Annotated in this window: 23 protein-coding genes and 4 tRNA genes; 3 read left to right on the top strand and 24 right to left on the bottom strand. The window is 44.7% G+C overall.

Annotation, left to right across the window (positions count from 1 at the left end; translation table 11 throughout):
* Window positions 1–79: 79 nt before the first annotated feature.
* Window positions 80–301 carry a small acid-soluble spore protein SspI gene (gene sspI / locus NQ117_RS20180; protein ID WP_144993785.1) on the top strand — a complete coding sequence of 74 codons (222 nt, stop codon included), beginning with the start codon at window positions 80–82 and terminating at the stop codon, window positions 299–301.
* 131 nt (window positions 302–432) lie between these two features.
* Here sspI and NQ117_RS20175 read toward each other — a convergent pair whose 3' ends face one another.
* Entirely contained in the window at window positions 433–1,653 is a 1,221-nt protein-coding gene (locus NQ117_RS20175) for a MerR family transcriptional regulator (RefSeq protein ID WP_258279818.1), read from the bottom strand.
* A gap of 193 nt (window positions 1,654–1,846) precedes the next feature.
* Window positions 1,847–3,433 (bottom strand): peptide chain release factor 3, encoded by a 1,587-nt coding sequence (locus NQ117_RS20170; RefSeq protein WP_258279817.1) that lies wholly within the window; start codon window positions 3,431–3,433, stop codon window positions 1,847–1,849.
* 160 nt (window positions 3,434–3,593) lie between these two features.
* Here NQ117_RS20170 and NQ117_RS20165 point away from each other — a divergent pair, with 160 nt between their 5' ends.
* Window positions 3,594–4,943, top strand: a complete 1,350-nt coding sequence (locus NQ117_RS20165) for a flavin-containing monooxygenase (RefSeq protein ID WP_258279816.1) — start codon at window positions 3,594–3,596, stop codon at window positions 4,941–4,943.
* A 172-nt stretch (window positions 4,944–5,115) separates the two neighbouring features.
* Here NQ117_RS20165 and NQ117_RS20160 read toward each other — a convergent pair whose 3' ends face one another.
* The 9 genes from NQ117_RS20160 to NQ117_RS20120 all read right to left on the bottom strand — a co-directional run bounded on the left by NQ117_RS20160 (window position 5,116) and on the right by NQ117_RS20120 (window position 14,940).
* Window positions 5,116–5,586 (bottom strand): hypothetical protein, encoded by a 471-nt coding sequence (locus NQ117_RS20160; protein ID WP_258279815.1) that lies wholly within the window; start codon window positions 5,584–5,586, stop codon window positions 5,116–5,118.
* 63 nt (window positions 5,587–5,649) lie between these two features.
* Window positions 5,650–6,639, bottom strand: coding sequence for an ABC transporter ATP-binding protein (locus NQ117_RS20155; protein WP_258279814.1), 990 nt, complete (start codon window positions 6,637–6,639; stop codon window positions 5,650–5,652).
* A complete protein-coding gene (locus NQ117_RS20150; protein WP_258279813.1) occupies window positions 6,626–7,711 on the bottom strand; it encodes an ABC transporter ATP-binding protein in 1,086 nt (361 codons plus the stop codon). The genes NQ117_RS20155 and NQ117_RS20150 overlap by 14 nt, the downstream gene beginning before the upstream one ends.
* A 190-nt stretch (window positions 7,712–7,901) precedes the next feature.
* Window positions 7,902–8,747 carry an ABC transporter permease gene (locus NQ117_RS20145; protein ID WP_258279812.1) on the bottom strand — a complete coding sequence of 282 codons (846 nt, stop codon included), beginning with the start codon at window positions 8,745–8,747 and terminating at the stop codon, window positions 7,902–7,904.
* A gap of 15 nt (window positions 8,748–8,762) precedes the next feature.
* Window positions 8,763–9,713, bottom strand: a complete 951-nt coding sequence (locus tag NQ117_RS20140; protein ID WP_258279811.1) for an ABC transporter permease — start codon at window positions 9,711–9,713, stop codon at window positions 8,763–8,765.
* Window positions 9,714–9,824: 111 nt separating this feature from the next.
* Window positions 9,825–11,414, bottom strand: a complete 1,590-nt coding sequence (locus NQ117_RS20135) for an ABC transporter substrate-binding protein (protein ID WP_258279810.1) — start codon at window positions 11,412–11,414, stop codon at window positions 9,825–9,827.
* Window positions 11,415–11,826: 412 nt separating this feature from the next.
* Window positions 11,827–12,450 (bottom strand): cyclase family protein, encoded by a 624-nt coding sequence (locus NQ117_RS20130; protein ID WP_258279809.1) that lies wholly within the window; start codon window positions 12,448–12,450, stop codon window positions 11,827–11,829.
* 22 nt (window positions 12,451–12,472) lie between these two features.
* Window positions 12,473–14,014 carry a glucose-6-phosphate dehydrogenase gene (gene zwf / locus NQ117_RS20125; protein ID WP_258279808.1) on the bottom strand — a complete coding sequence of 514 codons (1,542 nt, stop codon included), beginning with the start codon at window positions 14,012–14,014 and terminating at the stop codon, window positions 12,473–12,475.
* Window positions 14,015–14,136: 122 nt separating this feature from the next.
* Window positions 14,137–14,940, bottom strand: coding sequence for a YwmB family TATA-box binding protein (locus NQ117_RS20120; RefSeq protein WP_258279807.1), 804 nt, complete (start codon window positions 14,938–14,940; stop codon window positions 14,137–14,139).
* A gap of 114 nt (window positions 14,941–15,054) precedes the next feature.
* Here NQ117_RS20120 and NQ117_RS20115 point away from each other — a divergent pair, with 114 nt between their 5' ends.
* Entirely contained in the window at window positions 15,055–15,525 is a 471-nt protein-coding gene (locus tag NQ117_RS20115) for an LSm family protein (RefSeq protein ID WP_258279806.1), read from the top strand.
* 92 nt (window positions 15,526–15,617) lie between these two features.
* On the opposite strand, the gene NQ117_RS20110 is transcribed toward NQ117_RS20115, so the two are convergent.
* The 13 genes from NQ117_RS20110 to NQ117_RS20050 form a co-directional block, all read right to left on the bottom strand.
* Window positions 15,618–16,268, bottom strand: a complete 651-nt coding sequence (locus NQ117_RS20110; RefSeq protein WP_483874620.1) for a response regulator — start codon at window positions 16,266–16,268, stop codon at window positions 15,618–15,620.
* A complete protein-coding gene (locus NQ117_RS20105; RefSeq protein ID WP_258279804.1) occupies window positions 16,228–17,355 on the bottom strand; it encodes a sensor histidine kinase in 1,128 nt (375 codons plus the stop codon). The genes NQ117_RS20110 and NQ117_RS20105 overlap by 41 nt, the downstream gene beginning before the upstream one ends.
* Before the next feature lie 36 nt (window positions 17,356–17,391).
* The gene (gene liaF / locus NQ117_RS20100) at window positions 17,392–18,039 is read right to left on the bottom strand and encodes a cell wall-active antibiotics response protein LiaF (protein WP_258279803.1); all 648 of its coding nucleotides are present in this window, start codon (window positions 18,037–18,039) and stop codon (window positions 17,392–17,394) included.
* Between the two features lie 121 nt (window positions 18,040–18,160).
* On the bottom strand, window positions 18,161–18,844 hold the full coding sequence (locus NQ117_RS20095; RefSeq protein ID WP_258279802.1) for a PspA/IM30 family protein: 684 nt from the start codon (window positions 18,842–18,844) through the stop codon (window positions 18,161–18,163).
* A gap of 1 nt (window position 18,845) precedes the next feature.
* Window positions 18,846–19,331, bottom strand: coding sequence for a PspC domain-containing protein (locus tag NQ117_RS20090; RefSeq protein ID WP_258279801.1), 486 nt, complete (start codon window positions 19,329–19,331; stop codon window positions 18,846–18,848).
* Between the two features lie 7 nt (window positions 19,332–19,338).
* Window positions 19,339–20,007, bottom strand: a complete 669-nt coding sequence (locus NQ117_RS20085) for a PspA/IM30 family protein (RefSeq protein WP_258279800.1) — start codon at window positions 20,005–20,007, stop codon at window positions 19,339–19,341.
* A gap of 51 nt (window positions 20,008–20,058) precedes the next feature.
* On the bottom strand, window positions 20,059–20,358 hold the full coding sequence (locus NQ117_RS20080) for a LiaF transmembrane domain-containing protein (protein ID WP_258279799.1): 300 nt from the start codon (window positions 20,356–20,358) through the stop codon (window positions 20,059–20,061).
* Between the two features lie 256 nt (window positions 20,359–20,614).
* Window positions 20,615–22,156 carry a flotillin lipid rafts scaffold protein FloT gene (locus NQ117_RS20075; protein WP_309137897.1) on the bottom strand — a complete coding sequence of 514 codons (1,542 nt, stop codon included), beginning with the start codon at window positions 22,154–22,156 and terminating at the stop codon, window positions 20,615–20,617.
* 69 nt (window positions 22,157–22,225) lie between these two features.
* Window positions 22,226–22,747, bottom strand: coding sequence for an NfeD family membrane protein (locus NQ117_RS20070; RefSeq protein WP_258279798.1), 522 nt, complete (start codon window positions 22,745–22,747; stop codon window positions 22,226–22,228).
* A gap of 184 nt (window positions 22,748–22,931) precedes the next feature.
* A tRNA-Leu gene (locus tag NQ117_RS20065) sits at window positions 22,932–23,014 on the bottom strand.
* Between the two features lie 14 nt (window positions 23,015–23,028).
* Window positions 23,029–23,105 (bottom strand) — tRNA-Arg (locus tag NQ117_RS20060).
* A 21-nt stretch (window positions 23,106–23,126) separates the two neighbouring features.
* Window positions 23,127–23,200: transfer RNA gene (locus NQ117_RS20055), tRNA-Cys, on the bottom strand.
* Between the two features lie 3 nt (window positions 23,201–23,203).
* Window positions 23,204–23,278, bottom strand: a tRNA-Gly gene (locus tag NQ117_RS20050).
* Window positions 23,279–23,359 lie beyond the last annotated feature (81 nt).

Raw genomic sequence — 23,359 nt, 5'->3', positions numbered from 1 at the left:
TTATGCGCCTTTCGCATACATGCATTAGAGACAACAAGGTTAAGCTATAAGTGATCAAGATGCAAAAGGAGGTTGTTTCGTGAACGTACTTATTAACTTGCGACAAGCTATAATGCAAAAAGTAGCAAATCAATCAGATGCAGATATTAAAGATATGATTCTGGGCTCTGTAGATGGAGATGAAAGAGCACTGCCTGGACTAGGTGTTCTGTTCGAGGTCATATGGAAACAAAGCAGCCCTGAACAACAACAACAGTTCATCCAAGTGATCCAGCAGAAGCTTAAAGACTCACCTGCATAGGATTAGAACATTACATTTATTATCGAGCTCTAATTGTTCCAACACCTATAAATCAAATTGAGTTGCTTATCAGCTACTTATGTTCAACTACAACATAAAGACACGGCTCGCCAACTGCAAGCCGTGTCTTGTCATCTCTGTTTGATCGCGTACACGATAGAAGTCATTGCATCCAACTGTTCCATCTCCGCTTCGTATCCGTTAGATTTTAGCCAATCCAACAGCTTGGCACGATTCGGATAATCTACCTTGCTCATTTTCTCGATTTGATCCTCTCGTCCTGATTGCAATACATCTGCATAATAAGCTTGTCGATGAGCTTCATCTTCAAACATCAGATCAACAAGAACAACTCTGCTACCTTGTACTACGACTTGATCGATTTCTTGCAGTGCGATTTGCTGCTGCTCTTCAGTCATATGATGAAGCGCAAAAGATGTAACAACGAAGTCAAAAGTCTCATTCACAACAGGCAAAGCCATCATATTGCCTAACAATAGTCGAACAGAAGGCCATTTTTCCCGGCACCGTTCAATCATCTGCTCCGATTGATCAACCCCTGTCATAATAGCTCCCTTACTCAAACAATAGGAGGATAAATTACCCGTTCCAATGCCTAAGTCTAGTCCGCGATGACCTGGTTCAATGTTCGCAAGCTCACTTGCACGCTGTAAAGCTTCGCTATAATTTACAGGACCATGTGAATGATCATGCCCATGTCCATGTGAGTGACCATGATGATGAGAATGTCCCTGATCATGGGAATGACCGTGTTTATGTGAGTGCCCACAACCATGATTACTTCCTTCTGAATGATCGTGAACATCTGATTGTGCATGCCCTTGCTGCTCACATGTAGGTGTATGCTTATGCTCAACATCCTTCACTTTCCTATCGTACTGTTTCGCTAAGCTATCAAAGTCCCATTTATCCTCCCACGAGTTACGCACTTTATCAACACGCTTCGCTTGTTCTGCCGCTTGTTCTAATTTCATCGCTAACCATGTCCCTTCCGTATTTTCTGGTATATGAATCAATTGATCCATCTGTTGAATGAGCATCTTCAGCTGCACAATCTCCTCAACAAATGCTTTCCGTCGCCGCATCATATGAACGCGTATCGCTGCCATGTCTCCAGCTACCGCCTCGTCTAAACAATTGTGTATATCCTCAATGGACATCCCAAGTTCGCGCAGCCAGCCAATAAGCCTTAGCCGCTCCACATCCTCCTCGCGAAACAAGCGATAGCCGTTATCCTCCTTAGAAATAGTCCCTAGAAGTCCACGCTCTTCGTAATAGCGAATAGAACGTGTAGTCATTCCTAGCTGCCGTGATACATCTTGTATTTTCATAGTGACGTCACCCCATCAAAATGTTCCGTTAACACGTGTTAGCTATATTGTAAACATTGACGCAGCGTTAATGTAAATCAGTTATTTATTTCCTAATGACTCAAATATGAAAAAAGAAAACAAAAAAGCTCCCCACCTTATCGGCGAAGAGCTTTTCTTATTTTTAAAATCCGACATGATAAAGGTAATCGACTTAAGGTGCAGTCTCTAAGAACTTCAGATCTGGCATTTTATCCATAGCTGTACGCATCGCGTACTCATTTTCGAACAGTGCAACAAAATTATCTTTTTTATCTTTAACAAGCTGAGAGTTGATACGGAACTTCGTCGGATCAATTTGTGGACCTACTACCCAACGGGCAAACTGGAATCCTAGTCGCTGCAACTGCACTTCTACCCCGTATTCTGCTTTCATACGATGCTCGAATACTTCGAACTGAAGTTGACCAACAACGCCGAGGATCGTCTCATCGAACACACCTGCGTTGCGGAAGACTTGAATCGTACCCTCTTCCGTCAACTGATCAACGCCTTTTTGATATTGCTTATGCTTCAAAGCATTTTTCACCGTTACACGAGCAAAGATTTCAGGCGAGAATGTTGGCAGCTCATCAAATACAATCTCAGAGCCTTGGCTTAAGCTATCTCCGATACGGAAAATACCCGGATCGAACAAACCGATAATATCGCCTGGGAATGCCTCATCCACAATATCACGATCCTGTGCCAAGAACTGCTGTGGTTGTGCCAGCTTAATGTCTTTACCAGCACGAACATGCCTTACGCTCATACCGCGTTGGAATTTGCCTGAGCAAATACGCAAAAATGCGATGCGGTCACGGTGTGCCGGGTTCATATTCGCTTGAATTTTGAATACGTAGCCTGAGAACTTCTCGTTCGTCGGTTCAACCTCACCGCTAGTCGATTGACGCGGAGCTGGCGATGGTGCAAGTTTAAGGAAGTTTTCCAGGAATGTTTGCAAACCAAAGTTATTGATCGCGCTTCCGAAAAATACAGGCGTCAATTCGCCGCGCTTCACTTTTTCGTAGTCAAACTCGTCGCCTGCTACATCAAGTAGTTCCAATTCTTCGCACAGTTGATCGTGCAAGAACTCACCAGCCATCTCGCGGATATGCGGATCACGGTAGTCTTCGACCTTCTGTACTTGAATGTTGGAATGATCGTCGCCTTGGAATAGCTCGACCTGATTATTCATGCGGTCATAGACCCCACACAGACCACGGCCCATACCAATCGGCCAGTTCATCGGCACAGAACGAATGCCAAGCACTTGCTCCAGCTCTTCCAAGAGCTCGAACGGACTGCGGCCTTCACGGTCTAACTTGTTGATAAAAGTAAAGATCGGAATTCCACGCTTCGCACATACTTGGAATAGTTTAATTGTCTGAGCCTCGACACCTTTAGCTACGTCAATCAACATGACCGCGCTGTCCGCTGCTGTCAATGTACGATACGTATCTTCACTGAAGTCTTGGTGACCAGGTGTATCTAGAATGTTAATGCGATGCCCGTTATAGTCAAACTGCATGACGGAGGAAGTTACAGAGATACCACGCTGCTTCTCGATCTCCATCCAGTCACTTGTTGCGTGCTTACTTGCTTTTCTCGCCTTAACCGTACCTGCAAGACGAATCGCTCCTCCGAATAGAAGCAGCTTTTCTGTCAATGTTGTTTTACCCGCATCCGGGTGAGAAATGATAGCGAAGGTACGACGCTTCTCAACTTCTTGCTTTAATTGTTCCGTTAAGGATTTGCTCATTATTTTAGCCCTCTCATCACAAAATCACGTATCTCCTATTGTAACACAAAATAGAAAGCCTCATAAATGGGGCGACCAATTCTTTTTCTTATTTTTCTTATATTCAAATAATATTAATAATGTTATAATGATAAAAAGTTTCGTATGGAGGCTGTACGCTATGAGAACCGTAACGAACATAAACGTAGCCCATTTATCGGCACACACAACGTATTCTTCACAATCAAGTCAACCTAATGTGTCTGTCTTATTTAAAAATAATGCACGTTCACTAACAAGCTTGTCCCATCATACGCCTATTTCCTCATTTAATCCCGAAGTTATCCATAACTACATATCTGAACATGAATCTCTTGACCTTGTCATTATCGGTGCAGGACAGGCGGGCTTAGCTCTCGGCGCACAAATAAAAGAATGGAAACCAGCAATGTCCACGCTCATCTTGGATCGATACGTACGGACTGGCGACAGCTGGCGCAGCCGCTATGATTCCTTGCAGTTATTTACACCGCGCAAATACAGCCAGCTACCTAACCTCACATTGCATGGTGACCCAGAAGGCTTCCCTAACAGAGATGAAATGGCCGACTATATGGAGCGTTATGCAGCTCATTACGATCTACCGATTGTAGTAAACTGTGATGTAACTTCCGTTCATCTCATCAATCAAAATGATACAACAAGCATACTCAACCAAAAGCCTCAGCAAGAACAGTTTAACGGATCATCCACACAAATACAGATCGACCATCCATGCAATGGCAGATTTCATCTCACGATTCATGGATTCGATAAACCATTGTGCTGCAAACAGCTCGTACTTGCACACGGTGCCTTTTCTGCACCTGCAATTCCCGAATGGGCCCAGCATATCGATTCATCCATTGTGCAGATCCATTCCAGCTCCTATTTGCGACCCGATCAGCTGCCAGCAGGTAACTTACTTGTTGTAGGCGGTGGAAATTCAGGAGCACAGATCGCTGTTGAGCTGTCACGCACACATCAAGTAAGCTTTTCCGCACGTTCCTCTATCCGTCATCTGCCGCTGCGAATGTTCGGGCGAAGTACGTTTGAATGGATGGATGCACTTGGTTTTTTGCATGCCCCTACCGATAGTTGGCGAGCTCGCATACTGCGCAAACAAGGTGATCCCATATTCGGTTATGATTTAAAAGAAGCGCTGCGCGCTGAGAAAATTCAGTTGCTAAGCACAACCATTAAATGGAATCCATCTTCCGCATCCGTTGTGTTCGCTAACGGCTCTACCATGTCCCCCACTTCAATTATATGGGCAACTGGATTTAAGCAGGTTAATGATTGGCTCAAGGTTCCTAATTTACTTAATGTGAAGGGACAAATAATTTACCGTGGTCATCATACCCAGATTCCCGGACTTTTTGTCATCGGCATGCCATGGCAGCAAGCAAGAAGCTCCGCCCTCATCTGTGGAGCAGGCCGAGATGCAGAGAAGCTCGCCTCTGATATTTTAGCAAACGATGAAATAAGATAAGTTAACATACGGATCAAACGCAAAAAGAGTTTTTACATAATGAGGGCGATAGATAAAATGAATATGACGTACTTAGCAAAACTTTTAGAGATATAAAAAAGCAGAGTGAACAAGCTCTTCTAAGCTCACTCACTCTGCTCTTTTTAATAAGACTTGCAATTATATCGTTACGTTACGCTTCGGTTAGCTTCGCTCTAACAGCAACGTCGATCACTCGATTTTGTACGGAACCATCAGGCCCATTCTCAGCTTCATCAATAACGACCCAGTTGCGGGCAATGACTTGCTTCAACTCTACGATTTGCGCAGCATTCAACTTCAAACCATTGAAGCGACCATCGCCGACCTCATAATCCTCTTCTGCCACGATATCGTATTTGTAACGCAGCCACCATTTTAGACCGTTAACCGTATTAAATGTCAGACGATAGCCTTCTCGAATCGCCTGCTCCAATGGTTCGCCATGCTCTTTTGCGTAAGAAATCCAATCCTCATACGTAAAATGTTCCGTTGCCGCTCGCTCCAGCCTTGACTCATCATTTGCTGCAACAATGTCAAGCAGCTCTTCAGTCGTAAAACCTGCTTGACGTGCACGCTCCAATAAAATGGCTGTACTTTGCGAAATTGCCGCCATAATTGTCATACTTATAACACGGCTCCCTTCCTGTCTCATGGTATTGTGATGGTACGATCCTGATATAATTAGCTACGCCTCATGAAGATGGCAGGACGCATAATGCTGAGGTGCAATTTCACGCCACACCGGTGTTTCTTGTCGGCATCGTTCCGTTGCATATGGACACCGTGATGCAAACGAACAACCAATCGCCATGCTCAGCGGACTTGGAAGCTCACCCTCCAGAATCGGAGGAGGCTGCATTTCCTGCCTCGGATCTGGATGCGGAATGGCCGCAAGCAACGCTTGTGTATACGGATGGGCTGGCCGTTTATACAATTCATCACTTGGCGCAAGCTCTACCAGCTTGCCCATGTACATAACGCCAATCCGATTCGAAATATGACGCACCATCGACAGATCATGGGCAATAAACAAATACGTTAAGCCCAGTTCCGATTGAAGATCCTCCAGCATATTCACAACCTGTGCCTGCACCGATACATCCAAAGCCGATATCGGCTCATCACACATGACGAACTCTGGCTGCACCGAGAGAGCACGTGCGATACTTATACGCTGCCGCTGGCCGCCACTGAATTCATGTGGATACCGGTTCGCATGTTCAGGTTTCATGCCGACCTTGTCCAGAAGAGTGAGTACACGCTCAAGCTGCTCAGCCTTTGTTCCTTGCCGATGAATGTCCATCGGCTCGCTGATAAGCTGCGTCACATTCATACCTGGATTCAATGAAGAATACGGGTCCTGAAATATCGTCTGCATTCGTTTGCGGAATGGCTTCAATTCCCGCTCATTCATATTCGCTACATTATGTCCATCGAACCAAATCTCCCCGTCCGTCACATCATGCAGCCGAACAATACTGCGCCCAGTCGTTGACTTGCCGCAGCCCGACTCACCTACTAAGCCGAACGTCTCTCCACGATGAATAGTGAAGCTAACATCATCGACGGCTCTTACGACTTGCTGCGAACGACCGAACAAGCTCTTTTTAGCAGCATAATGCTTCTTAAGCCCTTTTACTTCAATCAACACATCTTTAGAATTATTCGTGCTCATGTCCACCGACCTCCTCGTGCACAGCCGCCTTATCGGTTACATCCAGCGATATTTCCATACTTGCTCCAATTCCGCCTGCCAAATAGTCTCCACCTGAAGCTTCTTCCTGACCCGCATACCAGCACAAGGCACGGTGAGAAAGACCCGCTTCTACATAAGGTGGAAGCTCATGACAACGCTCGGTTGCAACTGCACACCGTTCCATGAATGGACAACCAGCGGGCGGATGCAGCAGGTCTGGCGGCGAACCCTCAATCGCCATTAACCGTTCCCGCTCACCTTCCTGTACACGTGGTATCGAACGAAGCAGTCCCTTCGTATACGGATGCTGTGGACGCTCGAAAATATCTTCTACTGTACCTTCCTCCATAATGAGGCCGCCGTACATAACAATAATCCGTGTACATACTTGCGCAACTACGCCTAAGTCGTGTGTAATCAACAAAATCGATGTTTTCGTTGTATCACTTAAACGCTTCATCAAGCTTAAAATTTGAGCTTGGATCGTTACATCCAAGGCCGTTGTAGGCTCATCGGCAATTAGCAAATCCGGTTCACATGAAAGAGCCATCGCGATCATAACGCGCTGCCGCATCCCACCGCTGAACTCATGCGGATATTGATCGATGCGCTTTTCAGGTGAAGTGATACCCACTTGCCGCAGCAATTCAATCGCCTTCTGGCGAGCTTCTGCACGGCTAAGTTTGCGATGCCGGCGAAGCACTTCCATCAGCTGCGATCCGGTCTTAATTACTGGGTTCAGTGCTGTCATCGGGTCCTGCGAGATCATTGCAATTTGATTGCCTCGAACTTCACGAAGCCGCCGTTCAGACATTTTCAGCATATCTTCCCCGCGGAATTGCACGACTCCGCCCTTAATAACACCAGGCGAAGGAATCAATCGCAAAATGGATTTCGCCGTAATTGTCTTCCCGCTTCCCGATTCACCGACTATGCCGACGATGTCCCCTTCACGAACCGTGAAGCTGACTCCACGAACCGACTGGACTTCACCAGCTTGCGTATGAAACGACGTTTGTAATTGTTGAACAGCTAACAATGGTTCAGTCATAGGACTCACCCCGTAGTCTTATATCGTCTTTTCTCACAAAACATTTCTACTATTATCAAAATTCTATATAAAAACTTCATTTCAATTGTTCCAGCTCACCATTAACTACTGCTATAACTATTCACAAAGCTTCTCAGATCAAGTAACTGCTGAATACTTGCGTCTTCATGCTAGTTACACTTGCGCATACCTATCTGCGATTCGCCTTCGGTTCAAATGCAGTACGCAGTACGTCTCCCAAGAAGTTGAATGACAGCACCGTCAACAATATCAAGAACCCTGGGAACAATGCCATATAAGGCGCATCTCCGATATATCCTTGCGCATCGTTCAACATACTGCCCCAAGAAGAATTCGGCGGTTGAATCCCTAGCCCAAGGAAGCTGAGCGATGATTCCATCATAATGGAAGAAGCAATCGAGATCGTCGCCGCCACAATAATCGTTGGCATCATGCTCGGCACAATATGCTTCACAATGATGTTGAATGTACTTTGACCTGACACACGCGCATACAAAACATACTCCCGCTCTTTCACAGACAGCGTTTCAGCCCGTACAATACGCGCAATATTCATCCAACTGAGCATCCCGATAATGATGATAATCGTCGTAATGCCCGGCTTCAAATACGCATTCAAAATAAGCATTAAGAAAAAGGACGGGATCGACATCAATACATCAACCAAGCGCATCAGCACATTATCTACCCAGCCCCCAAAGTAACCACTAATCGTTCCTACGGCTGTACCAATGCCAACTGCAATAATCATCGAAAGAAATCCAACACTAAGAGATACTCGAGCACCATATAGCGCACGAGACAAATAGTCTCGCCCATGTTCATCCGTACCGAACCAATGCGTCGCACTTGGCGATTGCAATCGTTCCGTCACTACCAGTTTGTTCGGATCATAAGGCGACAAAAAGGCAAATATCGAAGCCAACGCAAACACCATCAACACAACGATCGCGGCGAGAGCCAATTTCTGATGCTTAAACTGTGTAACTACCTGTCGTAACTTCAGTGCATTCATGTTCTAGTCACCTCATTACCTCATCGTTTTAATACGCGGATCAACGATCCCATACAAAATATCGGCCAGCAAATTCCCTATCACAAGCATCACTGACGATATCATCGTAATACCCATAATGACAGGATAATCGAGTGCAAATACGGACGTAATGCCTAATGCACCCATGCCTGGCCACGAAAATACCGACTCTGTAATGAACGCACCCGCAATTAATTCTGGAAATGACATTCCGAAAATAGTGATGACTGGTAGCAGCGTATTTTTAAGTACATGACGCACCAATACCGTACCTGTAGTTGAACCATACGCATACTGAATTTGCACGTAATCTTCTTCAAGCTGACTAATCGTCTGCGAACGGATATATCGCATATACACAGAAACATTCATAAATACGAGTACCGTACATGGCAGAATACCATGCTTCACTACATCCCAGAACGAATTCACCCCAATTGTTCGCATGCCCATGCTCGGCAGCCATTGCAGCTTAACCGCAAATAAATAAATTAGCATAATACCGAACCAGAAACTCGGAATCGAAATCCCGATATACGAAATGAGGCTTAGCACCTTGTCCGCAGCCTTATTTTTACGAGCAGCCGCATACATACTTAGTGGTACCGAGATCAGTAATGACAAAAAGAGAGCTGATCCCATTAGACCAATCGTCGCCGGCAGACGCTCCATAATGAGAGTCAACACAGGACGGTGGTTTATCAAGGAATAGCCCCAATCACCGGACAACATGTTCACAAGCCAATGCCAGTACTGCACATAAATAGGCTGGTCCAGCCCCATGTTCTGGCGGATTCGCTCCACATCTTCAGGACTCATATCAGGAGTCACGAACGAGCTTACAGGGTCCCCTGGAGCGAGTTTAATGAGTGCAAAGGATACGATTGAAATGACGATTAGGAGCGGTATTGCCTGCAAAATGCGCCGTAAAATATATTTGTGCACAGGGAGTTCCCTCCATAAGGGAGCGCTGGCAAAATGCCAGCGCTCATCATTGTGTTAGTTCAATTGTTCATGATTCATATGATGCAAATAAATCGTATACACTCGTATGAATTACTGTTGAATAAATACTTTGGACAAGTCTTCAAACATAACGACTGGCTTCGGACCAGCTTCCTGCAATCCGCCAAATTTCTTATCAACTGCAATAATGGCATTGTCATAAGCAATTGGATAGATTGTCATTTCGTTAGCGACTGTCTGCTGAATTTGCTTATACAGTTCGCCGCGTTTAGCAGTATCCATCTCTATTGCCGCTTTATTCCACAAAGCATCGAACTCTGCATTTTTATAATGAGAATAGTTATACGCTGCATCACTCAAGTACAACGATTTATAACTATCTGGTTCATGTCCCATAATGTAACCACCAAAGGACAGATCATATGCCGTATTGTTCATATCCAACGACATATTGCCAAACGCGCCTGAATCCAAGGCCATCAACTCTACAGTAATGCCGATTTCCCCTAGTTTCTGCTGTACATACAACGCCTGTGTCTCATGAGCTTTATTCGTATTCACATAAGCTAAACGAAGTTTCAAGTTATTCGCTCCCGCTTGTGCCAGCAATTCTTTCGCACGGTCAACATTGTGCTCATACGTTTCTACTTCAGATGTATGATACATCGTGTCTGGCGTGAAAATAGAAGCTGCTGGCTTCGCAAACTCTTCCGACAAATAAGTTGCTGTAATCAGCTCTTTGCGATCCAATGCATAAGCAATGGCTTGACGAACTTCTTTCTTCTTCATCACGTCAACATTCAAGTTGAATGCCAAATAGTTAAGACGACCTTCTGGGTATGTTACCATGTTAAAACGATTAGTGCTGTTCAACTTGTTGTGGTCAACCGCATCAATTTTGCGCATTTGCAATTCACCATTTTGCAGAGCCATATTAGCCGCATTCGGATCTTTTGCGATGCGATACGTAACCGTATCCAGCTTAGGCTTGCCTGCAAAATAGTTGTCAAAGCGCTCAAGCGTTACATACTCGCCAGCACGGTATTCTTTAAACTTAAACGGGCCAGAACCAATCGGCTTCTCATTTTTTTTGCTCTTCTCTAGGTCAGCTTCTCCTTCGAAGACATGCTTCGGAATTGGAATAAAGCCAGCCAACACGCCTTCAAATGCGGCAGATGCTTGCGGAAGCTTGAATTCAACCGTCAGCTCATCTACTTTTTTCACCTGTAGAGGCTTGCCATTGAACACATAATTCGCACGATCAGAGCTGTGCTGTTTTTCATCGAGTACACTTTCCATTGTAAATACTACATCGTCCGCAGTAATTGGCTTGCTATCATGCCAAGTCAATCCTTTGCGCAGCTTTAACGTGTACGTTAAGTTGTCGGCTGATGGCGTCAGGCTTTCAGCCAAAACGAACTTTTTCTCTCCATTATGGTACGTGTATAAGTGCGAGAATAGTGACTGATTGATCGTCAGTGTTACACGATCGCCTGCATACACAGGATTTAATACACGAGGATCTTCTTGAACCGCTACAATCAATTGGCCGCCTGTTTGCGCTTGGCCAGTTGTAGTTGCAGCAGTCGAATTACTCGCAGGTGCATTTCCTCCGCATGCAGTAACGATAACAGTAACTAATGTTAATAATGCTGTTAACGATAACAATTTTCTCTTCATTGTGCTTCCCCTCTCTCGATGAAAATGAACCCCTACGTTCATCATGTCAATTCAGTCATAGCTTGGTTACTTGTTAAAATTAACTAACCAATCGTTAGAATAAGTATAGCAAGGATTTGAAAAATAACAAGGATTTTTCCCTAGTTATTCGATAGGAATTAAAATTTTGTGAATTTTTACATAGCATGCTATATTGTTCACATGATTACTATTATGAAATAGGAAGCGAACACGAACAACGCGCACTCCGAATCTGGCTCTGTTCCTGTTTCTGCCTACATCCAATTGGCGATGCTGTACCTCTACTTTTTCTGAACGAACGGGCTGAACCTCCCTTAGCAAGTATTCTCGCAAATGCAAAAACACCCCCTGCGAACAACCGCAGGGGGTGAATAACAATAACAATCACATCTTATTTACCGATCAGTAATGCTCGTGCTGGAGCAGCTTCAATGCCTGTCAGCTTCAACGGTGCAATAACCATAAAGTATGTGCCTTGCTCTACTTCTTTGAGGCGCAATCCTTCAACGATAATTACGTTATTGTTGAACAATGGACGATGTGTCGTATATTCAGGCTGTGCACGCTCAATACCTAGACCGTCTGTACCAACACCTGTTACGCCTAGCTCAATCAAGTACTGCGCGCCATCTTCAGCAAGATAAACGAACTCGAAATCAAACTCTTCGGACAAGGAGTTGCGAGTTTTCAACAATACCCAGTCGCCACGCTGAAGCCCAAACGGCTCCAAATCCGCACGACCAATACCGCCTTCTACGTGTGTCAAATCAACAACACGCGCATTGCCAACTAGCTTGTCCAAGCCAATCGTTTCAATCGTTTCACCGTTCTCAATCATATGGAGCGGTGCATCGACATGCGTACCGCAATGTACGTCAATATCAATACGTGATTCGTATGCTTTCGCATTCGAGAAGTTTTGCACGTTACGAATAACAGGCTTCTTCTCTTCCTTGTTTTTGTACACTTGTATATTTTCATCTATCGTCATGGAAATATCATAAATTTTGAACAATTACATTACCTCCTCTGGCTGCTTACTTCCAAACAACCGTATCCTCTTCTTGTCCGTTTACTGGCCACCAATGGAAGCCATCTTCAGCTAACAATTCATTAGCGCGTTCCGGTCCCCATGAACCTGCAGGATAGAAGTGCAGATCCTCACTCGTCTTCTTCCAAGCTTGAGCAATGCGATCTACAAACGCCCATGCCTCTGATACTTCATCCCAACGAGTGAAGTACGTGGAATCGCCACGTGCTGCATCAAAGATAAGACGCTCATAAGCTTCCGGCGTATTGATGCCAACGATACTGCTCTGACAGAAGTCCATCGCAAGCGGCTGAACGCCACCCTCAGAGCCTGGTTTCTTCCCGTTAATCCGAACATAGATGCCTTCCATTGGATTAACGCGGATAACAAGCAAGTTAGGCTCTAGATTATGCTTGGAACTCAAATACACTCTAGAAGGAATGCTCTTGAATTCTACAACCACTTCCGTTGTTTTTACCGGCAAACGCTTGCCTGTTCGAATATAGAACGGCACTCCTGCCCAGCGGAAATTATCTACATAGACACGTGCACCCAAGTAGGTCTCTGTGGTCGACTCAGGATTTACTTTGTCTTCTTGACGGTAACCTGGCAAGTCTTTGCCTTTTAAGGATCCAGCAGAATATTGTCCACGGACAACATTTCCAACCACTTCCTTATCAGACTCATAGGTCCGCAAGGAGCGAAGCACTTTCACCTTCTCATCCCGAATATCTTCAGGATGCAAGCGGCTTGGCGGCTCCATCGCAATCATCGTGAGCATCTGAAGCATATGATTCTGAGCCATATCACGCAATGCGCCCGCTTGATCGTAATATCCTCCACGCTCTTCAACACCAACCGTTTCAGATAACGAAATTTGCACATTAGCAATATGTTTGTTGTTCCACAAAGGCTCAAAGAACGCATTAGCGAAACGAATCACTTCAATATTTTGAACCATCTCTTTGCCTAGATAGTGATCAATACGATAAATCTGATCTTCTTTAAACACAGAACGAAGCTCTTCATTCAATTGTTTAGCAGATTCCAGATCATATCCAAAAGGCTTCTCAATCACAAGTCGTGACCAACCTTTCGTATCCAACAAGCCACCGTCGCGTAAATTGTATGACACTGCACCAAACAACTCTGGTGCCAATGCTAGGTAGAACAGACGATTGCCAGGGATATGGAATTCATGCTCCAACTGTTGGGATTGCTGCTGCAATTCACGGAATCCTTCAACATTGTTAATGTCGAGAGGTTTATATTCGAAATGCTTCGCAAATTCATTCCAATCTTCATCCTGCTGTACATCATAGCGACAAAACTCATCAATTGCTGCACGAACATCCTCACGGAACTGCTCTTGCGTACGAGGACGGCGAGCTAAACCAACAACAGCAAAGTTCTTCCCAAGCTTGTCCTCACGGTACAAGCTGTAAATGGCAGGGAACAGCTTCCGGCGGGCCAAATCACCTGTAGCGCCGAAAATATAAAATATCGCACCTTCAGCCAGCATGGTCTCTTGATTGTTCATCTCTGTCATCTCTCTCCATTCCTTAACACTCGTGTATGTAAACCTTCTGTTAAATTCGAATGTGATGCCATTTTAGCATATAACATTCATCTATTCCATATTTCCTAGTATATCGACTTTAATAATTCACTTTAATATTCACCGGCAATTAATGGAGTACCTACGGTAAGTCTCGTTATCCCTTCCGCAGGCAGCTCATGTACAGCCATTTGCAGATTAGCGACACCAGACTTCATCTTAATACCATCCCCCATATAATCCGTCTCATACGATACACTGCGAGTACCGTTATCTTCATAATGATCTAGAGGCTTCACACGCCCTAGCAACTGCATCTTTTGCTGCATCTGTCCCCACATAGAATCTAGTGTCCCCACTGATTTCGTACGAATTTCACTATTCCACAGCACAGAGAAATTATTGGCTTGAAGCGCCTTATGTATGTTCTCCCCTTCTGCTACAATATGATCCTTGCCATTCAGCTCCACTCCGGTTAAGTGAACGGTAAAGTACAATCTCCCGTCTTGTTCAGCAAATACAAGTATTTCCCTCTTCCAGTTCGCTCCTTGAAAAGTGGATCGCAGTACCTCCATCCCCCGCTCCTCTTTAGCAACGAATGGTGTCGTAACACGTATACTCTCTTTCCATTTCAACGCTTCCTGCTTCCAATCCTTAGTATTAATCAGATAACTGCCCTGCATAATTATCTTCGTTTCAAAGCTTTCCCCACCGCTATGCTGCGCAAGCTCCCACAGTTTGTTAACTCGCTCTGTAATAGAAAGTTGTACAACATGCCCCGCTTCATTAGACTCTCTCTGACTTGAAACATTGCTAAGAGGCGCACTATCTTTTATAGCGATTAGGACTGTGATTAAGGCCAATAGTACAATAACTCCACCACTTACTCGGAAAGCCCGACCTTTTCGCTTACCCATTCTGCTTCGCTCCTCCTTATCACATATAAAATATATAACTAGGTAATCGTCTATACACATTTGACTATCCGCGAATAAACTACCCCTGTACTGTATTTGAAAGGAGGAACTTACATGTTACCTATTCAAGTGGATGAAAATGAAATAAAAAAGTTTTGTGGACGGCCCGTTTGCGTCGTTACAAAAGACGGCAGGCGTTATGTGGGACGACTTAGCTCTTGTGATGGGGGCAAGCTGATCTTAAACGACAACCCATTTCATGCTCAGTCTCACAGTAATATTCCCATCCTAACGGACACCCAGACTAAAACGAAATCCGATCATACAAAGAAAAAGAATACGAACTCCTCGCCTAAAAAGAAAGGAACAAAAGGAAAAACAGCATCAGAATCTGACTTTCATCCTAACTTTGACAACCAAGCTTTCAATCCGTATGAAGGCAACCCGTATGGAGAGCCATATCCTAATCATTTCCCAGGACCAGCACCCGAGGGATTCCCTCCCCCTTATCCCTATCCTTCAGGTAGAGGAGCATTCGGATTTGAATTGGCTGCCATCGCGTTCCTGTTTCTTCTGCTTTTATAATGATTCTGCGATACGTACATTCAGCCGTCAAAGGGAGTTGCAACAATACAACAACCCGACGGCATTATGTCGTCGGGTTGTTCATTCTGTCGTTATTCAGCTAATCCATTCTTATATGCATAAATCGCAGCTTGCGTGCGATCTTCGACTTCCAACTTAGCTAATATATTCGTTACATGGAACTTAACAGTCTTTACGCCTATAAAGAGCTCGTCAGCAATATCTTGATTCGATTTGCCTTGAGAGAGCAACCGCATTACGTCCATCTCACGATCCGTCAACTGTTCATGAGCCGCTTGCGCTTGCTTTGGCTGGCGGAAACGATTCATCATCTTGGAAGCCACTTGCGATTCAAGTACAGATTGACCACGTGCTGCTGCTCGGATAGCATCGGCAACCTCATTTGCACGCGACGTCTTCAACAAGTAGCTGAATGCTCCTGCTTCAATTACAGGATACATTTTTTCATCATCAAGATAACTAGTAAGCACAATTACTTTGCAGTCAGGATATAATTGCAGCAGCTTGCGTGTCGTCTCAATACCATCCATACCATCCATAACCAAGTCCATGAGGACGACATCAGGCTTATATTCTTGAGCTAAACGTATACCATCCATCCCGTTCCCCGCTTCACCAACGACCTCAATCCCGTCTTCTGTACTTAATACAGCGGCTAGACCTATACGAACCATTTCATGATCATCCACCAATAGAACCCGAATGCTCTCTGAACTCTCCATATCCGTCGTCTCCATTGTCATCTCCTTCAATGTCCTCCTTCCAGATTGTATTATCCGTCACAACTGGTACACGAATCTCAATTCTAGTTCCTTTTTTCGGAGCCGTAACGAACTGTATAGAACCTCCCACCTCGTGGACTCGTTCTTGCATCGTCCTTAAGCCGTAACTGGTTTGCTTTGAATCCTGCCACTCAAAACCCACACCATTATCTCGAATCATTAAACGCACATGGTCTTCACGATTCTGTATTCGAATCTCCATTCGCTCTGCCTTAGAATGACGAAGTGTATTAGACATTGCTTCTTGGATAATACGGAAAAGGTGGTTCTCTACACCTTTAAGGAGTTGAATATCATCATCCACTTCACATTGAATTTCGATCGGAACCTTCAATTGCAGCTCACGGACCAATTCCTGAACACCTTGGATAAGTCCTTTACCTTCCAAATGTACTGGCCGTAAATGCAAGAGCAAGGCTCTCATCTCTGATTGGGCCACAGAAGCCATCTCTTCAATCAATTCAACTTGACGCTCAGCGCGATCAAAGTCGCGACTAAGTGTACGCTTTACTGCTGTCGCTGTCATAGATATCGCGAATAACTGCTGACTAACGGCATCATGCAGCTCCCGCGCCAATCGTTGGCGCTCTTCAATAATAGCTGTTATACGTGCTTGTTCGGCAAGCTGAGCATTATTCGTGGATAATCGCTGTAAAGAAGTGACTTGATCTTCCCAACGCTCGCTCACTCTCCCCAATTGTTCAGCCAATTGACCAAGCTCGTCTGTCCCTAGTTGAGGTATAGGGCGGGATAAGTTTCCCTTTTCTAAGAGCACCATTGATTCGCGCAGCAACTCAATTCTTCGTTTTGTCTTATAACCTTGATAAAAGGCAAACAAAATCGTCACTGTACATACAGCGAATAGCGTCCACAATGTTGCAATTACGCCTTCCATCCACGTTGCAAATGGTCTTACATATCCAGCTGACTGCAGCATATATACAATGATAAAAAATAAAACAACGGAAAAGAGAAGTGTCTCCCCGATCGTGCGGAAGACCATGTTTCCTGATTTTTTAGGGTGCATAGCGACCTTCTCTCCCTTCTATTTTACCCTAATAGTTTAATGGATTCGAATATCAATGTCTCCTACGATGTAAGACAAGTTCAACTTAACCTTCTGTTCCGTTGAATCATAGTGTGGAGAACGCCATGTCCATTTATTGAAGAAGCCTGTTTCTTTGTTATGTTCTACATCGATATGGCCAAATAGAACAGTTGCCTCAATTTCAACGCCAATATGATCTGGGATCGTAATGTCTACATCCCCCATTACTCCTTGGAAAAACAGAGTCGTTTCAGGTTCATCCAGCATCGCTAACGATAAGTCGATATCACTTTCCCCAATTACATGCCACAAGCTCTGGCTTTGTAAATGAAAAGGTACACGATCCCATTTTAAGCTGCTAGCGAAACTATGCCGCTTCATCATTTGCTTATGTCGCTGCACAGCACGCATTCGAAAATAAAATACGCCTAATGACAGAAGAACAATGCCTATAAACAACGCCAGATGCTCAAGGAGCAAAATGGCTCCACCGATTGCGATTAACGTATAGCCAATCTTCACATCCGTCGTTCTTACCTTACGCACGCCAAATATAATCATAACGAGAGCTAAAAACGTACCGAAGGTAAGAAACTTGCCAATAAGAATGATAATCCCGGCGAAGATGAGCACATAAGCTAGTATTCGATTGTCTGTTTTCATGCCGCACCTCCTGTCATCAATAGTCGGCTCTTTTACCCAACGGCACGAATGGCGATGCATTCTGCATCGCCATTCAGTCTAATTACTACAATATCATATATTTAAAATGAAGCGAATACGTTTATTCCTTTTTACCAAGCTTTTGCTTAAGAGCAGCCAATTGCTCTTCTACCGCCAACTCTTTAGCTGGGTCAACTGGTGGCTGGAAGGAACCAGCACTTTGGTAAGAACCGTAAGGAACACGCATTACTTCTGCTTCTGCTTCCAATTGCATAATCTTTTCTTCCATACGGTGGAAGCCACGAGATGCACCGCCTGCTTCAATCGTATGCAAGGAACTGATAGAGTTCATTTGCTTGCGAGCTTTTGCCATTTGTGCACGTGCAGCAAGCTCATTACGCTTGTTACGAAGCTTGTAGAACTCATCTTTCATTGTGTGCAATTGGTGCATCAGTTCTTGTGCTTGAGACTGAGACTGCGCATGCAAATCACCGAACTCATTAACCTTTTGATCGTAGTACAATTTTTCTTCAAGAAGCTTGCGAGCTACTTCTTCTTGACCAGTTTGCAATGCACGACCAGCTTGTGTCTCACGGTCCACAGAAATACGAAGCGCTTCATCATAGCGATGCTTAATGCGGCGTTCATTTGCCATTTGCTTAGCAACTGTTACCTCTGCTTGATGAATTTCCAATTCCATATCACGCAGGTATTGATTCAACATCATTACCGGATCTTCTACCTTATCTAACACTTCATGTACCGATGCTTTAGTCATGTCTTTAATACGTTTAAATACTCCCATTTTACTTGTCCCCTTTCTCGTGACGAGCTAAGCGCTCTTTCAATTGTTCGATTTCGCGTTTCATTGCTTTCTTTTCGATGTCTTCCATCATCGAATCTACGGAAGAACGATTCATTCCACTTTGGTTGGACTGGTTATAAGACTGTCCTGCAAATTCATTGCCATTGCGGTAACCGTTTGGTTGTTGTGAACCATAGCCATTAGAGAAATCTCCACCTGGCGTATGAGTACGGCTGTTATAATTATTAGGCTCATAATAGCCATGCGGACCTTGCTGCCCATATGGTCCGTAAGGATTGCGAGGCTCCTTCGGAACAACAAGTGCTACTAGGAAATAAGCTAGCAACAACGTTCCTCCGGAGAAGACCACACCCAGTACGAACAAAATTCGTATAAAGGATGCGTCAAATCCGAAATACTCGGACAAGCCTCCACATAGTCCGCACAATTTAGAATCGCGTGCGGAGCGATAAAATTTCTTCTGCATACCTTACTCACTCCTTCGAGGTGTTCAACTTCTGCTTCAAGCGCTGTAGTTCCTGATCCAGCTTCGACTCACGCTCAAAGCCCCCGTTGTATCCGCCATTCATTCCGCGAACATCACGGATACTATTCGTTTCCCATTCCATATCATTTACGCGATCTTCCAAGCGACGGAACATGCCGTTCACTTGTTGATGACCGTATTGTCCAGTACGCTCATTCATACGCTGTTGCAAATGAATGGTTTGCATACGAGCAATGTAGATTTGTCGCTTATCATACGCAGATTGGAACTCATTCTTCAGTGCTTGCAGTTGAGCTTCTAATTCCAGAATCGCCTGCTTGCTCTTTTCATACAGCTCTGTATAGTGAATGACTTTCTCTTCATGCATCATCTTCTCTTGCAAAGCGAGCTTGGCAGCAAGTTCTTCGCCAGCTTTCAATGCCATCAGAGCCTGTTGTTCACGGCGTTCACGCAACTCCTCTGCTTGATTGAGTTGGCGCTTCATTTGATTCGCATGAACTAAGTATTGGTGGTATAACCGTTCTGCTTCCTCTATCTCATGTCGAGTTTTCAAGAGGAAATTATCAATAACGCGAATCGGGTCCTCGGAACGTTCTAGATGATCATTCAACGTTGCCAATGTAATATCCCGTACTCGCTGAAATATATTACTCATGCACTGGGTACCTCCTTTGTGCTAGTTATACAGTTTCTGTCATGGTGTGAGTTAATAACGGTAGTTGCGTCGATCCTTCAGCATCTTTACACCAAATCCAATCATCGCGATTGCAATGATTAATCCGATGAGCCAGGCAAATTCGCCAATTAAGGAGAAGGCACCGATAATAATAAACAACCCACCAAAGAATCGATTGCCGGCCTTCACACCATAATAACCAAGAGCGATCAATGCGATAGGAATTAAGTACTCCATCAAGCCACCAAGCAACCATCCTAGCTTACTTAGCAAGATAATTCCTCCGATACCTATCAAAAGCAGGGCTATCGTGTTTCCTTTTCTCTCCACGCTGTTCGTCACCACCTTTCTGTGTCGTTTGCTTATGTCTTTATTTTAGGTTGTTTGCCATCGATTCAAAACAGGCTGGGGACGGTATTTGCACCTAGACTCAAGTCGGGGTACCTCACCAACCTACGATAGGCTCTGCTCCCAAACCTAGTTACGCCCTGTCGGCATGCTGCCTTCAGAGCCGCTTACAAACTGCTATAAACCTTACATTTTACCTCCTAACCTTTCTACTCACTTATCATGTACTGCTTATTCCCTAAACCTTAGAAATATCTTCAGAAGTAACAGCGATGTGTGTGTTTGGCACTTTAGGTTGCTGTATGTGCTGCTTGATCAGTCCATTGTCAGCAGTAGGCCCATCCGTTAGACGCTTTACTATTTTCTCAATATCGAGCCCAGATACATCTTTTAGCATTTGTGGAGCTGTAGCCATAAGCTCAGTAACATAGTTACTAACACGTGCGGCGCCTTCTCCTTTGCCTGTGTCTACTACTGTCAACTTATCAATCGAACGGAGAGGCTCCGCAATTCGACCTGCTAATTCCGGGAGCATCTTCATCACTATATCCAATACGGCAGCTTCACCGAACTTCTCAAATGCTTCTGCTAATTTCTGCTTTGCCTCTGCTTCTGCGAGACCACGCAGGCGAATAACTTCCGCTTCAGCCGTACCACGTGCACGTTCTGCATCTGCATGCGCCAAGCCGTCCAAACGCTTCTGTTCCGCTTTCGCTTTAGCTTCTGCTTCGATTCGGTACTGCAATGCATCCGCTTCAAGCACTTGGCGAGCCTTTTCTGCTTCTGCCGCCTGAACGACAGCATAACGTTCTGCATCCGCCTTCTTTTTCATTTCCGCATCATACTGTTTTTCCCTACGCAAAATTTCTTTTGCTTCGAGGTCGATCTCCCGTTCTCTGCGCACAATTTCAACCTGCATCTGTTCTTCCACAACCGTTTGTTTGGAACGAGCCTCTTGAATATGATACGCCTGATCTGCCTCCGCTTTAGCGGTATCCTGCTCTCGTTTGAAGGCAGCAATCTTCAACTCTTTTTCTTTCGAGGCCTCGGCAACATTTGTATCACGCAGCAGTTCAGCCTTCATTCCTTGCTCATCTGCATTCGCTTTTTGAATACGAGCGTCTCTCACAGCTTCAGCCTCAGCAACTTCAGCATCACGCTTTACTGCTGCAATACGCGGCTTACCTAATGCCTCTAGGTAGCCATGTTTATCCCTTACATCTTTTATCGTGAAAGAGACGATCTGCAAACCCATTTTCTTTAAATCTCTAGCGGCGACAGCCTGCACTTCTTGAGCAAATCGATCACGATTGCGGTATACTTCCTCTACCGTCATGGAACCAAGTATCGCTCTAAGGTGTCCCTCCAAGACTTCTTGTGCCTCACTCTTCAATGCTTCTGTTGGCTTACCAAGAAACTGCTCTGAGGCAGTCGCAATGTCCTCTACAGAGCCTCCTACCTTAATAATGGCAACAGCATCAGTTAGAACAGGAACCCCTTGCTCTGTATAAACTTCAGGTGTTGTAACGTCTAACTTATGAGATAGCAACGATAGAAATTGCGCCTGCTGAAAAATAGGGATAATGAATGCTCCACCACCACGGACAATTTTCATACTCCGTCCAGACTCGTCTTTGCTTACATTCTTAGTTCCGAGATACGATCCAGTTACGATCATGGACTCATCTGGGCCTACTGTTTTGTATCTAGCCCAGAAGGCTAAAGCAATAACGACGAGCACCCCTACTACGATTAGCGGAATGAGAAACACATCACTCATACAATCTCTCCTTTTTTCAATTATTGATAAACGACCCTGAGCGCTTATATCATGCCTATAAGAATGATCTTACAAGCGCCGCAGTTCCTCCATAGGAGATACGTAGGTCGTATGATCTCGAACATCAATAATGACTACTTTCGTATTTGAAGGGATATCAATACCATCGAACGATGCTGCTATCTGATTGGTTGCACCTGTCTTGGAATAAATAATGATTTCCCCAAAACCTTGTGAAGGAATAGGAGTATGAACCTCTGCTATGCTTCCGATAAGATCATTGAGGGAAAAAGCGATCGAGTGCTCACTCTTTGCGATCGACTTGATATAAAAGAAGTACATAATTGTGGAGACCACGACTGCAGCGCATAATGAAAGCACAAATATAAGCCATGGTAATAAGTCTGAATAACGTGTGAGTAGAATACCAGTTGCACCTAACGAAGTAAGCCCACCGAGTAAAACAGCAGGTTGTAGAAATGGAATATGTATAATTTCACCGATTGCGGCATCCCATACATCTCCAAATAATAGTGTAATAGCGGCATAGATAATGCCTAGAATCAATAAACTCCAGTATAGAACTTCCATAGCTTCACTCCTTCGTTATTTGAACTTAGGCAGCGATACAGATTAGGTAGTAATATAAATATGTAGGGTACACTATACATTACGAATCTGTACAAAATAAGTTTCAAAATATGGAAGCGAATAAGAAAGAAAAGACATACAAAAAAACCCTTGAGATAATCTCAAGAGTTGTACTTGTTAAATATGGTGCCGGTGAAAGGACTCGAACCTTCACGGTTTCCCTCACGATTTTGAGTCGCGCGCGTCTGCCAATTCCGCCACACCGGCATATTCAATTTAAATGGCGCGCCCTAAGAGATTCGAACTCCTGACCTTTTGATTCGTAGTCAAACGCTCTATCCAGCTGAGCTAAGGGCGCTCAAGCACATAACAAGTAAAATGGAGGCGCCACCCAGACTCGAACTGGGGGTAGAGCTTTTGCAGAGCTCTGCCTTACCACTTGGCTATGGCGCCTAATGGAGCGGACAACGGGATTCGAACCCGCGACCCTCGCCTTGGCAAGGCGATACTCTACCACTGAGCTATGTCCGCAATTAAATGGCTGGGGATATAGGATTTGAACCTATGCATGACGGAGTCAAAGTCCGTTGCCTTACCGCTTGGCTAATCCCC

Source organism: Paenibacillus sp. SC116 (assembly GCF_024733555.1).
GTDB lineage: Bacteria > Bacillota > Bacilli > Paenibacillales > Paenibacillaceae > Paenibacillus_B.
The sequence above is the reverse complement of the archived record's forward strand: the minus strand, read 5'-3'. Positions and strand labels throughout refer to the sequence as shown.

Coding starts and splice junctions, on each gene's coding strand:
- NQ117_RS20115 (WP_258279806.1), top strand. CDS start 15,055: ATGTTACCTATTCAAGTGGATGAAAATGAAATAAAAAAGTTTTGTGGA.
- NQ117_RS20120 (WP_258279807.1), bottom strand. CDS start 14,940: ATGGGTAAGCGAAAAGGTCGGGCTTTCCGAGTAAGTGGTGGAGTTATT.
- NQ117_RS20075 (WP_309137897.1), bottom strand. CDS start 22,156: ATGAGTGATGTGTTTCTCATTCCGCTAATCGTAGTAGGGGTGCTCGTC.
- NQ117_RS20175 (WP_258279818.1), bottom strand. CDS start 1,653: ATGAAAATACAAGATGTATCACGGCAGCTAGGAATGACTACACGTTCT.
- NQ117_RS20150 (WP_258279813.1), bottom strand. CDS start 7,711: ATGACTGAACCATTGTTAGCTGTTCAACAATTACAAACGTCGTTTCAT.
- NQ117_RS20070 (WP_258279798.1), bottom strand. CDS start 22,747: ATGGAAGTTCTATACTGGAGTTTATTGATTCTAGGCATTATCTATGCC.
- NQ117_RS20085 (WP_258279800.1), bottom strand. CDS start 20,007: ATGAGTAATATATTTCAGCGAGTACGGGATATTACATTGGCAACGTTG.
- NQ117_RS20170 (WP_258279817.1), bottom strand. CDS start 3,433: ATGAGCAAATCCTTAACGGAACAATTAAAGCAAGAAGTTGAGAAGCGT.
- NQ117_RS20155 (WP_258279814.1), bottom strand. CDS start 6,639: ATGAGCACGAATAATTCTAAAGATGTGTTGATTGAAGTAAAAGGGCTT.
- NQ117_RS20105 (WP_258279804.1), bottom strand. CDS start 17,355: ATGCACCCTAAAAAATCAGGAAACATGGTCTTCCGCACGATCGGGGAG.
- NQ117_RS20135 (WP_258279810.1), bottom strand. CDS start 11,414: ATGAAGAGAAAATTGTTATCGTTAACAGCATTATTAACATTAGTTACT.
- liaF (WP_258279803.1), bottom strand. CDS start 18,039: ATGAAAACAGACAATCGAATACTAGCTTATGTGCTCATCTTCGCCGGG.
- zwf (WP_258279808.1), bottom strand. CDS start 14,014: ATGACAGAGATGAACAATCAAGAGACCATGCTGGCTGAAGGTGCGATA.
- NQ117_RS20095 (WP_258279802.1), bottom strand. CDS start 18,844: ATGGGAGTATTTAAACGTATTAAAGACATGACTAAAGCATCGGTACAT.
- NQ117_RS20090 (WP_258279801.1), bottom strand. CDS start 19,331: ATGCAGAAGAAATTTTATCGCTCCGCACGCGATTCTAAATTGTGCGGA.
- NQ117_RS20110 (WP_483874620.1), bottom strand. CDS start 16,268: ATGGAGAGTTCAGAGAGCATTCGGGTTCTATTGGTGGATGATCATGAA.
- NQ117_RS20165 (WP_258279816.1), top strand. CDS start 3,594: ATGAGAACCGTAACGAACATAAACGTAGCCCATTTATCGGCACACACA.
- NQ117_RS20160 (WP_258279815.1), bottom strand. CDS start 5,586: ATGACAATTATGGCGGCAATTTCGCAAAGTACAGCCATTTTATTGGAG.
- NQ117_RS20145 (WP_258279812.1), bottom strand. CDS start 8,747: ATGAATGCACTGAAGTTACGACAGGTAGTTACACAGTTTAAGCATCAG.